Raw genomic sequence first — 13,883 nt, 5'->3', positions numbered from 1 at the left:
CGACAAGAACCCGAGCGGCGGCATTCATCACCTCTGCTTCGAGGTGGAGGATATCGCCGATGCCTCGGCCAGGCTTGGCGAATGCGGCATCCGCGTGCTCGGCGACGGCAAGCCCAAGACCGGCGCCCACGGCAAGCCTGTCCTGTTCGCCCATCCCAAGGATTTTCAGGGCGCGCTGATCGAGTTTGAGCAGGAATAAATGCCTAATCTCGCGGGTAAGACCATGTCCTACCCATTCCGTTATGCCGGCCTTGAGCCATCAGCCAGGGCAACCCCGTCCGCAAAGCCCCCCAATCTTCTCGCCCCGGCGGGGAGAGATGCCCCGAAAGGGGCAGTGAGGGGCGAGTCTATCCCCGCGAACGCCCTCACAGCTTGAAACGCTGCATCACCCTTGTAACTTCGAATCCGCTGCTTGTGGTATAGAGCAGGTTGCGGTGGCGGACGGGAGACCGGTCACCCTGAGGGACACCAAGCCCGTGAGTGAGCAAGGGTCCTCGTCCGCCGTTCCATCGAACCCGAACAGTCGCTTGGGCCGCTCGAAGCGAAGCCCGCTTAAGCAAGGATGGGATCGGATGGACGCTCTTAACATCGGTATCGACGTCTCCAGGGATCGTCTGGATGTCGCCGCCAACACGTCTTCGATGGCCCCTTTTCATGTCCCGCGCGATCATGACGGGCTGGAGGACCTGATCGCGCGGCTGAAGCCGCTCGGGGCCGCACGGATCGCCATTGAGGCCACCGGCGGCTTCGAAACCGTGGTCGCGGCGGCGCTGGCTTCGGCCGGACTGCCGGTTGTCATCGTCAATCCGGCGCAGGTGCGGGCCTTTGCCCAGGCGCTCGGCAAGAGGACCAAGACCGATCCGCTCGATGCAGCCGTGATCGCCCGTTTCGCCGAGGCCACAAGGCCCGCCCTGCGGCCGCTGCCGGACGCCGAAACCCAGGCCCTGGGTGATCTCGTCGCTCGCCGGCGGCAGATCATCGCCATGATCGGCGCGGAAAACCAACGCCTGAAGCGATCGTCTCAGCGCACGGCCAAGAGCATCAACCGGCTCCTCAAGGCGCTGCAGAAGGAACTCACCGACATCGATCAGGACATTGACGACAGCATTCGCCGATCGCCCCATTGGCTGGCCAAGGTCGAGCTCATGAAGTCTGTCCCCGGTATCGGTGACCAGATCGCCCGCACCCTGATCGCCGAGCTACCGGAACTCGGCACGCTCGACCGACGTCAGATCGCCGCTCTCGTCGGACTGGCTCCATGGACGCGCCAATCCGGCCAATGGCGCGGAAAGAGCTTCATCGGCGGAGGACGCGCCGGCGTCAGAACGGCGCTCTACATGGGAGCCCTCGTTGCAGCGCATCACAATCCAAGCCTCAGGGCGTTCAGGGATCGTCTGGTCGCTCATGGAAAACCCAAACTCGTGGCCATCATCGCAGTCGCACGAAAACTCATCACCATCCTCAACGCAATCCTCCGGGACAATCATCCATGGCGCGAACAAAACGCTTGACCAGAAAGACAGTCGCTCACTCCCCCTTTCGGGGGTATCTCTCCCGCAAGCGGGAGAGAGTATTGGGAGCACGCCGCAAGCTCTTCTCGCAAATATGCGCCCATAAGAGTGGACGGCGGCCGCAAAGCCGCCGCCTCAGAACATCACACGCCCGAGCGGCCGTCCATGCCGATATAGGCGATGCGCAGCATGTTGGTGGCTCCGGGGGTGCCGAGCGGCACGCCGGCGGAGATGATGATCCGGTCGCCGGGCTTGCCGATGCCCTCGTCAACCACGATCCGGCAGGCGCCATCGACCATGGATTCGAGATCGGTCGGCTCATCGGCCACCACGCAGTGCAGGCCCCAGACCACCGACAGCCGCCGCGCGGTCCTGACGACCGGAGACAGCGCCAGGATCGGCACATTCGGCCGCTCGCGCGCGGCGCGAAGCCCGGTGGTGCCGGATGCGGTATAACAGACCATGGCGGTCAGCTTCAGGGTTTCGGCGATCTCGCGCGCGGCCAGCGATATCGCGTCCGCGCCTGTTGCCTCCGGCTGGGGGCGCTGGGCGTAGAGGATCTGCGGATAAAGCTGCTCGCGCTCGATGGTCCGGGCGATCGAGGCCATGGTGCTGACGGCTTCAACCGGGTATTCGCCCGCGGCCGACTCCGCCGACAGCATGATCGCGTCGGCGCCCTCGAACACGGCGGTGGCGACGTCGGAAACCTCGGCGCGGGTGGGAACCGGCGATTCGATCATCGATTCCAGCATCTGGGTGGCGACCACCACAGGTTTGCCGGCGGCGCGGCACAGGCGAATCAGCTTCTTCTGCAGGCCAGGCACGGTTTCGAGCGGCATTTCGACGCCGAGATCGCCGCGCGCCACCATCAGCGCGTCGCTCATCTCGATGATTTCCTCGATCCGCTCGATCGCCTGCGGCTTCTCGATCTTCGACATCAGCCCCACCTGGCCGCGCGCGATCTTGCGCACTTCCGCCAGGTCGTCCGGGCGCTGGATGAAGGACAGCGCAACCCAGTCGGCATCGCCCGTTTCCAGCACCGCGTCGAGGTCGGCGCGGTCCTTCTCGGTCAGCGCGCCGACGCCGAGCAGCGTATCGGGCAGGCTGACGCCCTTGCGGTCGGAAATGCCGGTGCCGGCGACCACGGTGCATTCAATGCTCTTGCCGTCGCATTTTTCGGCGCGAAGCTGCAGCTTGCCATCATCGATCAGCAGGCGGTGGCCGGGCTGAACCGATTGCAGGATTTCAGGATGCGGCAGGAAGACGCGCTTTTCATTGCCCGGCTCGTCGCGATCGTCGAGCGTAAAGGTCTGGCCGACCTCAAGCTCCACCTTGCCGTCGAGAAACTTGCCGACGCGCAGCTTGGGGCCCTGCAGGTCGCAAAGAATGCCGATCGGCCGGCCGCAGCGCGCCTCGACATTGCGGATCCGCTTGGTCAGCGTGCGCATCAGGTCGTGGCTGGCATGGCTCATATTGATTCGGAACAGGTCGGCGCCGGCCTTGTGCAGCGCCTCGATCTGCTCTTCCTCGGAGGAGGCCGGGCCGAGCGTGGCGAGAATCTTTACTTTTCTGTGACGTCTCATCAATTCTGACTTTCCTGGGTGGAGGGGGTGTCGGAAAGCTGGACAGTCCAGCTTTCCTCCCGCCCTGTGTCATATTCGCTAAAACCCATCTGCTGGTAACCGCGCGCAAAGCAGTCCTGAACGCCGGTGATTTCGAATTCATCCTCGGCGACGCACATATTGGTATAGCCGGTCCAGCGTCCGCTCCCGGAGGCATCCTCGGCGTAGAGATAGTAGTAGCGCGATTGAAGCGGGCCGGGCACGACGGTCGCGCAGGTGGTGGCCGGGAGTTGCCACCATCCCTCCGAGGTCCATCCTTCTTCCGCACGGTAGCCGACCGCCACGCCGACGAGGTTGGCCGTGTCGTTGCACACGCGGAACTCTGCGCGGGCCTCGTGCGGCGACCAGAAGGCGGCGACGAACAGGCCCGCGGCAAGCGTGCCGGCGAGTGTCAGGCCCTGTCCTGCAATGGCAAAGGCTTTGTGGGAGGAGGCGGTGGGAAGACGTTTCGGAGTTGACAGCATGGCAGCCTGATCTCGTGGGACGATCCGTGACGGGAACGCATTCAATCGATTTACAGCGTTATCATAGTGCCCCGCGGCGGGCGAGGCAAATGGCAGAGCACACGCTTGCCGAAAGCCGGCCGTGTGTGCCATCACCCATTATCGCAAATTCCGACCGGATATCCATGGCGAACATGTGTGCTTTTGAAGTTTTAGAAGGGAAATATGACAGCGGTTTGGTGCTGCTCGCCGATCACGCCATGGCCCTTGTGCCGGCGGAATATGGCGATCTCGGCCTCGACCGCTCGGTGTTCGAGCGTCACATCGCCTATGATATCGGGATCGAGGCGTTGACCCGCGCGCTTGCCGCCGAACTTTCCTGCCCCGCCGTCATGGCGACTTTCTCGCGTCTTCTGATCGATCCGAACCGCGGCGAGGACGATCCGACGCTGATCATGAAACTCTCCGATGGCGCGATCATTCCGGCAAACCACCCGCTGTCACCGGATGAGCGCGAGAGGCGGTTGGAGCGCTATCACCGGCCCTATCACCACGCTATCGACGCGCTCATCGAAAAGTCTGTGGAGGCCACCGGCCGCCGGCCTCTGGTGATCTCGCTGCACTCGTTCACGCCATTCTGGAAAGGCGTGGCGCGGCCGTGGCATACCGGTGTCCTGTGGGACGGCGATCCGCGCGCGGTGCGTCCGCTGATCGATGCGCTCGCCGCCATCGAAGGCGTGATCGTCGGCGACAACGAGCCCTATGACGGCGCGCTGAAGGGCGATACCATGAACCGGCACTGCATGGAAAAGGGCATCGCCCACGCCCTGCTGGAAGTGCGCCAGGACCTGATCGCCGATGCCGGCGGCGTTGCGCTATGGGCGGGTCGCATAGCCCCCATTTTGGCCGCTTTGAACGCCGATGATGACATGCATGTGCTGCGGCGTTTTCCCTCGCGGGCCTGAAAACCAATATGGAGACGATCATGGAAAAGCTCAGCGAAGAACAGAGACGCGATCTGGAGGCCGCCGCGTTCCGAAGGCTCGTCGCCCATCTCGGCGCGCGCGCCGACGTGCAGAACATCGACCTGATGAACCTTGCCGGCTTCTGCCGCAACTGCCTTGCCAACTGGTATCGCGAGGCGGCGGAACAGGATGATATTCCCATGACCAAGGACGAGGCCCGCGAGATCGTCTACGGCATGCCCTATGATGAATGGAAGGCGCACCACCAGAGCGAGGCGTCGGAGAGCCAGAAGGCCGCGTTCGAAGCCGCCAGACCGCGCGATTGAGTGGAACAATCGGTTCCCGCCGCATTATCGGCCTTGACCTCTCACGCGGTTTTCGGCAGGCAGGGCCCACACAATTTTCAGTGTCACAAGGAGTTGAGCATGGCCGACGATGCACACGGCATAGCGCGCGATCAGTTGCGTTCGATCATCGAGCGGATCGAACGTCTGGAAGAAGAAAAGAAGACGATCGCCGACGACATCAAGGATGTCTATGCCGAGGCCAAGGGCACCGGCTTCGACACCAAGGCGCTGCGCAAGATCATCGCGCTGCGCAAGAAGGACGAGCAGGAGCGCATGGAAGAGGAAGCCGTGCTCGATACCTACATGATCGCGCTCGGCATGATCCGCGCGCCGGAAGAAGAGTAGGGCGGCTCCGGCGTTTTCGCCGGACACGTTTTTTTTTGACGACCTAAAACCCGTCCAGCACCAGTTTCAGCCCGGCAAGCCCCGCCATGGCGTACATCAGCGGATAGAACACTTCCATCCGCATCCGCTTGATGATCATGCCGCCCGCGATCGTCGCGATCACGGCGAAGGGCAGCAGGCTTGCCGAGGCGGTGAGATTGGGCGCGCCGAGTTCGCCCAGAAAGTAATAGGGCGGCAGCTTGACGAAGTTGACGATGGCGAAGAAGCGCACGCTCGCGCCGGTATAGCTTCTCGGGTCGAGCTTGAGCGGCAGGGTGTAGATCTGGAAGGGCGGGCCGCCGGAATGCGAGATGAAGCTCGTATAGCCGGCAATGCCGCCCCAGAAGGTGGCGGCGACAGGCCGTTGCGGGGCCGGGGGCTTTTCGATCTTCTCGCCCGGCTTCCAGCGGTCGTAGAAATATTTTCCGGCGAAGGCGACCGTCGCGATCCCGACCAGCATGCGGGTGAGCGCGAACGGGACCGTCGAGAACGTATACCACCCGAGCGCCGTGCCGATGAGAGCGCCGGGCAGCAGGATCGCAAGCGTCGGCCAGTGGTTGTGATGACGCCAGGTCCACAGCGCGACGATGTCCATGACGATCAGGATCGGCAGCATGACCGCGGCAGCCGTGGCCGGTTCGACGACGAAGGTGAGGATCGGCACGCCGAGCAGCGAAAGCGCTCCGCCCATGCCGCCCTTGGCAAGGCCCACGAGTATCACGGCGGGGATTGCCGCTGCATAAAAGATCGGATCGGGAAGCATAAATCAAAGCACCTGTTGAAACTCCGCTCTAACGGATTTATCCGGGGAAGGCGAGGCCCCCCGGTTGCGGTAAGATGAGGCGGGCGCGAAAGGGATTGAGCGAGATGACTGTGGATCAGGATCGTTGCCGGCTGGTGCTGGTGGTGCCCGAAATGGCTGATGCCGGCGACCAGGAGAAGCAACTCTCCGATGCCTTGCGCGGCGGCGATGTCGCTTCCGTCATCCTGCCGCAATATGGCGAGGACTTCGAAGCGTTTCAGAACCGCGCGGAACGGCTGGTGCCGATCATCCAGGATCATGGCGCGGCAGCCCTGATCGCCGGCGACAGCCGCGTTGCCGGGCGCGCGAAGGCCGATGGCATTCATGTTTTCCGCGGCGAGCTTGCCGATGCGATGGAACGGTTCTCGCCGCGCCTGATTGTCGGCGCGGGCGGTTTGAAGGATCGCCATGCGGCGCTCGAGGCCGGCGAGCTCAACCCCGATTATGTCTTCTTCGGGATGCTGGACGGCGACACCCATGCGGCACCCCATCCCAAGAACGTCGACCTCGGCGAATGGTGGGCCTCGATGGTGGAAATTCCGTGTATCGTGATGGCTGGCAGCGATCCGGCGGGCGTCATCGACGTGGCGCTGACCTTCGCGGAATTCGTCGCCGTTGGAAAGGCCGTCTTCGACGCCCCCGGCGGGCCCGCCGCCATGGTGGCAGAGATCAATGCCATGCTGGACGAAAAAGCGCCACGGTTTGGCGATTAGGAAAGCCATGACCGCTCGTTCCGTCGTCACTGCTGCTGTTTTGCTGGCGCTTGCGCCGGGCCTTGGTCTTGCCGCGACAATGGGGCAGTTCGCGACCGATGCGGACCTGGTTTCCGGCGACCGGGTTTCGCTTTACGGCGGCGGACGGTTGTTGCCGCCGGGGCTCGCGCCCGACAGGCCCGCCCCCTATCAGTTCGCATTTGCCGCGCCGGTCGGCGATGACCTTCCTGGGCTGCCGCCGGAGCCGGTCTATGACGGGCCGGTCGATCTCGCCTACGGCGCCTATCAGCGCGGCGCCTATGATGAAGCTTATGAGGCGGCGCTGCAGCGTTCCGGACGCGGGGACCCGCGCGCCGAAACCCTGATCGGCGAACTGGTGGAGCGAAACCTGATTGCCGAAGAAAAGGCCGGCCCGGCGCTGGAATGGTATCGCATGGCCGCCGAAAGCGGCGAGCCGTTCGCGCTCAACCGCTACGGCATGGCCCTTCTGACTTCGGATGAAGAGGCGGACAACGAAAAGGGTGGCGTGCTGGTGAAACAGGCCGCCGAGGCGGGCGATCCGCTTGCCCAATTCAATTACGGCAGCCTGCTGATCGAACAGAACCCAGGCAAGGATGGGTTGAAGCTCGCTTTGCCGTGGTTCGAGGCCTCAGCCGAGGCCGATATCGCCGACGCGCAATATGCGCTGTCACAGATCTATCCGGCTCTGGACGATCTTCCGGAGGAGAAGAAGGCGCTCTGGAAATTCTGGCTGCGCCGCGCCGCCGATGGCGATCACGATACCGCCCAGCTCGATCTCGCGCTGGCGCTGATTAACGGCAGGGGGATGCCGCGCGATCTCGAGCAGGGCGTCGACTGGCTGCGCCGCGCCGCGCTCAACGGCAATCCGGCGGCGATGAGCAGGCTCGCCTACCTTTACAGCCAGGGCATCGGCGTGCGCGAAGACAAGGAAACGGCGGCGACCTTCTATCTCAGCGTTCGGCGGCTGGGGCTGGTTGAGCCAGGTATGGAAGAGCTCCTCGACGGTCTCGACGCCGAGACCCGGGCAGCGGCTGAACGCCGTTCGCGCGCGCTGGCGCAACGATACTAGCCAAAAACGCGCCGGGAGTACCCGGTCGATCATCGATTTGTCTGTTCCTCGCGCGTCAGTTTGTGTATTTTCCGTTGTGACAGGTTGTGACTATATTTTGATGAGCGTGACTGGTGGAGGTTGGGGGAAGTTTTTTGGGGCGCCTTGATATTGTCGGTGAATTGATCACAAGCCTTGGACTCGGTGCGCTGATCGTCCTTGGCTACGGCTTTGTCCTTCGCCATGTTCGCCTTCCGCGTCGTCGGACCTATGCTAGCGCTGTCGTTTTTGCCGGCGGGGCGATCGCCGCCATGATGAATGCGATCGAAATGCAATCCGGCTACGTGTTCGATACCCGCGCCGTCTTCGTGGTTCTGTCCCCCGTTTTCGGAGGTCCGGTTGCGGGCCTGTTTGTCAGCGCTATCGCGGCGGCGTTCCGCATCTGGATTGGCGGCGACGGGGTGGCTGCGGGGGTTGTCGGGATCGCGATGGCCGGCGCGATCGGGATCGGCTTTGCTCTTCTCGGCCCCAAGGTTCAGCGTTTTCGGTCGCTTCTGCTACTCGGCTGCCTCAGCAATCTCTATGTCCTGTCCTTGCTGATGGCTGGGTTCGAACGGGCCGCCGATCTGTTTGTCGTGATTGGCGCGCCGCTGATCGTGATCAACACCGTCGGCACGGTCCTGCTCGGATCGGCTCTGGAATCGACCAGACGCGCGACCTCCTATCTGCATGACGTCGAGTTCAACGCCGACCGCGATCCATTGACGGGCCTCCACAATCGGCGGGCGCTCTCCCAGCTCGAATTCACGATAGAACGGGAGGCCGCCGCCGGAGAGCAGAAGGATGGTTGCGTCATCCTGTTCGATATCGACCGCTTCAAGGCGGTCAATGACCGTTATGGCCACCCCCGCGGCGACGAGGTGCTCAAGCAGGTGGCCAAAACCATCGTCACCCGCATCCGCCGGTCCGATTTCGCCGTGCGCTACGGCGGCGAGGAGATCGCCATCATCCTGCTGTCGACAACGGTGGACAACGGCTTCCGCGTGGCCGAACAGATCCGAACCACGATCGAGAAGCTGGAGTTCACCTTCGAGGGGCATACATTCTCGATCACCATCAGCGCGGGCGTCGCCGGCTTCGCCGCCGGCGAGACGCGGTTGGCGGTGGCGCTCGACTATGCCGACCGGGCGCTCTACCGCGCCAAGAATGCCGGCCGCAACCGAACCGAAGTGCTCGATTTATCGTCGAAGAAGGCCGAACGCTCCGACGGCGAAGCGCTTCAGGGCGATTCGATTTAGGCCTGCGGGCCTTGAATTTCACCGCATTCTGTGATCATGAACCGCCGTGTCGCAAAAGCGCCGCGCGTTGCTCACCGCGCAGGCGCTCACAACCAAGGAAATTTTCCCGATGGCCCGTTCAGCTCTTCTCAACGTCATGGTGCAGGCTGCCCTTAAAGCCGGGCGTTCGCTGACGCGCGATTTCGGGGAGGTCCAGAACCTTCAGGTCTCGGTCAAGGGGCCATCCGATTTCGTCAGCCAGGCGGACCTGAAGGCTGAAAAGATCGTGCATACCGAACTGATGCGGGCGCGGCCGACCTATGGTTTCCTGGGCGAGGAAGGCGGCGAGGAAAAGGGCACGGACGGCCAGCACCGGTGGATCGTCGATCCGCTCGACGGCACCACCAATTTCCTGCACGGCATACCCCAGTTTGCCGTCTCGATCGCGCTGGAGCGTTCCGGCGAAATCGTGGCCGGCGTGATTTTCAATCCCGCGCTCGATGAACTGTACGTGGCTGAAAAGGGCGGCGGTGCGTTCTGCAACGACCGCCGTATCCGGGTTTCGGCCCGCCGAAAACTTTCCGACGCCGTCATCGGTTGCGGCGTTCCCCATCTCGGTTTTGGCCATCATGGCAAGTTCCTGGTCGAACTGCGCCATGTGATGGGAGAGGTCGCCGGCATTCGCCGCCTCGGCGCCGCATCGCTCGATCTCGCCTATGTCGCGGCCGGCCGCATGGACGGTTTCTGGGAGGAAGGGCTCAATGCATGGGACATGGCGGCGGGCCTGATCATGATCCGTGAGGCCGGCGGTTTCGTCTCCGACATGAAGGGCGGCCAGCAGTGCCTTGAGACCGGCAGCGTGATTGCCGGCAACGAGATGATCCGCATCGCGCTTTACGACCAGCTCCAGCGACGCCTCGAAAAATAGGCTTTCTCGGTTTTGCGCGCCGCGCCCTTCAAATCGCCGTCGTTTTCGAATAGAGGTTGCAGAGCCAGCCGCTTCCGGCCCACGGGTTCGGGAGACGGTGGCGGACTGTAGGATAAGCCGCTTTCGGCCGGGCCGAAGTCGAGCGCAGAGCGGAGGAATTGGCGAATATGTCGGATTTCGAACTCGAGCATGATGACCGGCGCGCCCCGCCGCGTCCGGGCTATGCGCAGAAGATGTCGAGCCCGATGTCCTTTGTCTGGACGATGGTCATCTTCCTGATCCTGATCGGGTTCTGCGTCGCCATCCTCTACCGTCAGGCCCACACCGCCTTCATGACCAATCCCGGCCTCAACGGGCTGATACTCGGCGTACTCTTGATCGGCATCCTGATGGTGTTTTCCCAGGTGCTGGCCTTGCGCCGCGAGGTCGGCTGGCTGAATTCCTTCCGCGCCGCCGGCAGCGCCGATCGCGTCGGGCGCGACCCCAAGCTGCTCGCGCCGATGCGCGCGCTGATCGGCAGCCGCCAGACCATGTCGCTTTCGACCACGTCGCTGCGCTCGATCCTCGATTCGATCGCGACCCGGCTGGACGAACAGCGCGATACCTCGCGCTATCTCGTGGGCCTTCTTGTCTTCCTCGGCCTGCTTGGCACCTTCTGGGGCCTGCTCAACACGATCGGCTCGATCGGCGACATCATCCAGAATCTCGATCCGAACGCCGGCGATTCCTCCGATGTTCTCGATGCCCTGAAATCGGGCCTTGCCGGGCCGTTGTCGGGCATGGGCACGGCGTTTTCATCCTCGCTGCTCGGCCTTTCCGGCTCGCTCGTCCTGGGCTTCCTCGATCTTCAGGCCGGCCGCGCGCAGAACCGTTTCTACATGGAACTCGAAAACTGGCTGTCCTCGGTCACCGATGTCACCTCTGACCTCGCGCCCGCGCTCGAGGGCGTTGCCAGCGGTTCCAGCGAGCAGTTCGAAATTCTGGCCGAGGAGTTGCGCCGCATCGCCGAAAACGGCTCCGGCGCGGGTTCGGTGCCGGCGATGGCGCAGCTTGCCGAAGGCATCCAGGGCGTCGTCAAGAACATGCGCAACGAGCAGCAGATGCTGCGCGACTGGATCGAGGCGCAGCAGGAGGAATCCCAGGAGCTGCGCCGCACGCTGCAACGCCTGACAGACAAGCTCGGGGACCGCTGACCATGGCGCTTGCCCGCAACCGCCGTTCCAATCGCAGCGTCGATTACTGGCCGGGCTTTGTCGATGCGCTCGCCACGCTGCTTCTGGCGATCATGTTCCTGCTCACCGTGTTCGTGATCGGCCAGTTCATCCTGACGCGCGAAATCTCCGGCAAGGACGAGGTGCTGAACCGGCTCAACAGCCAGATCGCGGAACTGACCCAGCTTCTGGCGCTTGAGAAGGGCAATACTCAGGACGCCGAGGACATGATCGCCTCGCTGCAGGCGTCGTTGTCGTCGGCGGAGGCCGCGCGCAGCCGCCTGCAGGCGCTGCTGGATGCCGGCGCGGGCGCAAGCGACAGCGCCCAGGCACAGATCGGCGCGCTGTCGGAGGACCTCGAGGCCGAGCGCCAGCTTTCGGCGCGCGCCCAGAACCAGATCGCGCTTCTGAACCAGCAGATCGCGGCGCTGCGCGCCCAGCTTGCCGCCGTCGAGGAGGCGCTGGAGGTTTCCGAGGCCAAGGACGATGCCTCGCAGGCGCGGATCGCCGATCTCGGACGACGGCTGAATGTCGCGCTGGCCCAGAAGGTGCAGGAACTGAACCGCTATCGCTCGGACTTCTTCGGGCGGCTGCGGCAGATCCTCTCCGATCGCGAGAATATCCGCATCGTCGGCGACCGCTTCGTGTTCCAGTCGGAAGTGCTGTTTCCGTCCGGCTCGGACGAACTCAACGAGGATGGCCGCGTCGAACTCGGCAAGCTCGCCGATGCGCTGCTTGAAATCGTTCCCGAGATTCCCGAGGACATCAACTGGGTCCTGCGCGTCGATGGCCACACCGATGACGTGCCGATCCGTCCAGGCGGCCAGTTCGCGGACAATTGGGAACTGTCATCGGCGCGCGCCAATGCCGTGGTGCGCTACCTGATTTCCGAGGGCGTTCCGGCGAACCGGCTGGTGGCCGCGGGCTTTGCCGAATACCAGCCGATCGCGGAGGGCAATTCGCCCGAAGCGCGCGCCCAGAACCGGCGCATCGAGTTCAAGCTGACGGAGCGGTAGCCGCCGGAAGCAGTCAGTCCTTTCTCACGAACGGCGAATGAGAAAAAGCTGTTCTCGCGGGATGGAATGGCCCGATCCGTTTCAAGAAAAACAAACCCGCAGCTCTGGCGAGAGCTGCGGGCTGTATCTCATGGCTTTGGCTGGGTTCAGGCCTTGTCGACGGTCTTCTTGACCGCTTCCTTGGCCTTGCCTTTGGCCTGCTGGGCGTGGCCCTTGGCTTCCTGTGCGGCGCCCTTGCTCTTTGTCTCGTTGTTGCCGGTGGCATCGCCTACACTCTGGCGGGCCTTGCCGGCCACTTCATTTGCCTTGCCCTTGACCTTGTCTGACGTGCTGCTCATTTTGTGTTCCTCCGGAACATGATCGTTCCGACGCATAGAACGGATATACGAGCCTGTCGGTTCCGTGAGCTTCAATAAAAGGCTGTGGGTCTCATCCGTTCGATCCGGACGAGCGCGGCCCGAGGCTCTTGCCTTCCGCGCCGCTCTTTCCTATCCTTCCGGCTCCGCAAGGATGGCGGGGCATCTGTGCCTTACCATCGCGCTTTTCCTGCGCTGATCTTCCTGTCAAGCGGACGAGGGCTCCTCCAGGAAGCATTCCATTTTGCTTTGGCAGGAGAAGCCATGTCCATGTTCAGCGCCGTTCGGCGGCCTAGTCCGCGCGTTGTCGCCACCCTTCTGATGATCTGCGGCGTCGCCTCGTTTACGCTCGTCGACACGCTTTCCAAGACTCTCACGGACCGCCACGCGCCGGTGGTGGTGATGTTCATGCAATACGGCCTGGCCGCGCTGATGATGCTGCCGGTGGCGCTCGGGCGCGGCGCGGCGGGTTTTCGCATCATCGGGCCGCGGCTTCTGGTGCTGCGCGCCCTGATCGGCGTCGTCGTCAGCTTCCTGATCGTGACGTCCCTGTCGCTGCTGCCGTTCACGGTCGCCGCGACCTTGCTGCAGCTTGAAACGCTGTTTTTCATTCCGCTGGCGATCGTGCTTTTGAAGGAGCGGGCGGACTGGCGGCGCTGGTTCGCGGTCGGCCTCGGCCTTGCGGGCGCGCTTTTGATCCTGCGTCCGGGCACTGAGACCTTTCAGGTCGCCGGCCTTGTCGCGGTTGCAGGCGCGATCGCGCTTGCCCTCAAGAACGTTGTGCTGAAGCAGGTGGCGATGAGCGAGGCGACGGTGCCGGCGCTGTTCTGGATGTATGTGCTGATGGCCGGCATTGCCGCAATCCCGGCATGGTTCTACTGGTCCGGCATGAGCGCCGCCGATTTCGGCCTGTTCGTCGTCTCGGCCGCGCTCGTCAATGCCAGCAATTACTGCATGCTGCGGGCGTTCTCCATGGCGGATGCGGTGCAACTAACGCCGGCGCTGCACACCGCGCTGCCGATGGCGGTGCTGATCGGCCTCGTTGTCTTCGGCGAATGGCCGACTCCGATTGTCTGGGCGGGAATTGCGCTGATTTTCCTCGCGACCTTCATGCCTTCGGGGCCGGCAAAAACCGAATAACTACCCCGCGCGTCGCTCGGCCTCGACATCGAACTGCAGGCGGGCGAGGCGGGCATAGAGGCCGTTCTTCTTGACCAGCGTTTCGTGCCGGCCTTCCTC

The 13,883-nt window shown here is 63.5% G+C and carries 17 protein-coding genes; 12 read left to right on the top strand and 5 right to left on the bottom strand.

Translation table 11 applies throughout. The features are described 5' to 3' along the window. Both B4E36_RS20835 and B4E36_RS20830 read left to right on the top strand, forming a co-directional pair. Nucleotides 1-199 (top strand): VOC family protein (locus tag B4E36_RS20835; RefSeq protein ID WP_345900777.1); only part of this gene is annotated, 199 nt, incomplete at its 5' end. A gap of 373 nt (nucleotides 200-572) precedes the next feature. Then, nucleotides 573-1,511 carry an IS110 family transposase gene (locus B4E36_RS20830; protein WP_345900776.1) on the top strand — a complete coding sequence of 313 codons (939 nt, stop codon included), beginning with the start codon at nucleotides 573-575 and terminating at the stop codon, nucleotides 1,509-1,511. 143 nt (nucleotides 1,512-1,654) lie between these two features. Here B4E36_RS20830 and pyk read toward each other — a convergent pair whose 3' ends face one another. Next, nucleotides 1,655-3,094, bottom strand: a complete 1,440-nt coding sequence (gene pyk, locus B4E36_RS20825; RefSeq protein WP_018066310.1) for a pyruvate kinase — start codon at nucleotides 3,092-3,094, stop codon at nucleotides 1,655-1,657. Beyond that, entirely contained in the window at nucleotides 3,094-3,597 is a 504-nt protein-coding gene (locus B4E36_RS20820) for a DUF1036 domain-containing protein (protein WP_292056012.1), read from the bottom strand. The genes pyk and B4E36_RS20820 overlap by 1 nt, the downstream gene beginning before the upstream one ends. A gap of 164 nt (nucleotides 3,598-3,761) precedes the next feature. Between B4E36_RS20820 and B4E36_RS20815 the strand changes: the two genes are divergently transcribed. The 3 genes from B4E36_RS20815 (at nucleotide 3,762) to B4E36_RS20805 (ending at nucleotide 5,233) form a co-directional block, all read left to right on the top strand. Then, a complete protein-coding gene (locus B4E36_RS20815) occupies nucleotides 3,762-4,541 on the top strand; it encodes an N-formylglutamate amidohydrolase (protein ID WP_345900775.1) in 780 nt (259 codons plus the stop codon). 20 nt (nucleotides 4,542-4,561) lie between these two features. After that, nucleotides 4,562-4,867 carry a DUF1244 domain-containing protein gene (locus tag B4E36_RS20810; protein WP_292056016.1) on the top strand — a complete coding sequence of 102 codons (306 nt, stop codon included), beginning with the start codon at nucleotides 4,562-4,564 and terminating at the stop codon, nucleotides 4,865-4,867. Nucleotides 4,868-4,966: 99 nt separating this feature from the next. After that, the gene (locus tag B4E36_RS20805; RefSeq protein WP_018066314.1) at nucleotides 4,967-5,233 is read left to right on the top strand and encodes a DUF2312 domain-containing protein; all 267 of its coding nucleotides are present in this window, start codon (nucleotides 4,967-4,969) and stop codon (nucleotides 5,231-5,233) included. 43 nt (nucleotides 5,234-5,276) lie between these two features. Here B4E36_RS20805 and B4E36_RS20800 read toward each other — a convergent pair whose 3' ends face one another. Then, entirely contained in the window at nucleotides 5,277-6,035 is a 759-nt protein-coding gene (locus B4E36_RS20800) for a sulfite exporter TauE/SafE family protein (RefSeq protein WP_292056019.1), read from the bottom strand. A 104-nt stretch (nucleotides 6,036-6,139) separates the two neighbouring features. Between B4E36_RS20800 and B4E36_RS20795 the strand changes: the two genes are divergently transcribed. After that, nucleotides 6,140-6,787, top strand: coding sequence for a thiamine phosphate synthase (locus B4E36_RS20795; RefSeq protein WP_292056021.1), 648 nt, complete (start codon nucleotides 6,140-6,142; stop codon nucleotides 6,785-6,787). Nucleotides 6,788-6,794: 7 nt separating this feature from the next. Next, nucleotides 6,795-7,877, top strand: coding sequence for a tetratricopeptide repeat protein (locus tag B4E36_RS20790; RefSeq protein WP_292056022.1), 1,083 nt, complete (start codon nucleotides 6,795-6,797; stop codon nucleotides 7,875-7,877). A 29-nt stretch (nucleotides 7,878-7,906) separates the two neighbouring features. On the opposite strand, the gene B4E36_RS20785 is transcribed toward B4E36_RS20790, so the two are convergent. Next, entirely contained in the window at nucleotides 7,907-8,101 is a 195-nt protein-coding gene (locus B4E36_RS20785) for a hypothetical protein (protein ID WP_155122137.1), read from the bottom strand. On the opposite strand from B4E36_RS20785, the gene B4E36_RS20780 reads away from it, so the two are divergent. The 4 genes from B4E36_RS20780 to B4E36_RS20765 all read left to right on the top strand — a co-directional run bounded on the left by B4E36_RS20780 (nucleotide 8,012) and on the right by B4E36_RS20765 (nucleotide 12,288). Beyond that, complete coding sequence (locus B4E36_RS20780; protein WP_345900774.1) at nucleotides 8,012-9,154, top strand: diguanylate cyclase; 1,143 nt, start codon at nucleotides 8,012-8,014, stop codon at nucleotides 9,152-9,154. The two genes, B4E36_RS20785 and B4E36_RS20780, sit on opposite strands and share 90 nt — an antisense overlap. A gap of 109 nt (nucleotides 9,155-9,263) precedes the next feature. Next, nucleotides 9,264-10,061, top strand: a complete 798-nt coding sequence (locus B4E36_RS20775; protein WP_026173738.1) for an inositol monophosphatase family protein — start codon at nucleotides 9,264-9,266, stop codon at nucleotides 10,059-10,061. Nucleotides 10,062-10,219: 158 nt separating this feature from the next. After that, on the top strand, nucleotides 10,220-11,254 hold the full coding sequence (locus tag B4E36_RS20770) for a flagellar motor protein MotA (RefSeq protein WP_414673798.1): 1,035 nt from the start codon (nucleotides 10,220-10,222) through the stop codon (nucleotides 11,252-11,254). Between the two features lie 2 nt (nucleotides 11,255-11,256). Then, nucleotides 11,257-12,288 (top strand): peptidoglycan -binding protein, encoded by a 1,032-nt coding sequence (locus B4E36_RS20765; RefSeq protein WP_018066321.1) that lies wholly within the window; start codon nucleotides 11,257-11,259, stop codon nucleotides 12,286-12,288. 146 nt (nucleotides 12,289-12,434) lie between these two features. Here B4E36_RS20765 and B4E36_RS20760 read toward each other — a convergent pair whose 3' ends face one another. Then, complete coding sequence (locus B4E36_RS20760; RefSeq protein ID WP_026173740.1) at nucleotides 12,435-12,626, bottom strand: CsbD family protein; 192 nt, start codon at nucleotides 12,624-12,626, stop codon at nucleotides 12,435-12,437. Nucleotides 12,627-12,908: 282 nt separating this feature from the next. Between B4E36_RS20760 and B4E36_RS20755 the strand changes: the two genes are divergently transcribed. Further along, entirely contained in the window at nucleotides 12,909-13,784 is an 876-nt protein-coding gene (locus B4E36_RS20755; protein WP_292056030.1) for a DMT family transporter, read from the top strand. Nucleotides 13,785-13,883: the final 99 nt, after the last annotated feature.

The sequence above is a fragment of the Martelella sp. UBA3392 genome, from assembly GCF_002358775.1.
Classification (GTDB): domain Bacteria; phylum Pseudomonadota; class Alphaproteobacteria; order Rhizobiales; family Rhizobiaceae; genus Martelella; species Martelella mediterranea.
The sequence above is the reverse complement of the archived record's forward strand: the minus strand, read 5'-3'. Positions and strand labels throughout refer to the sequence as shown.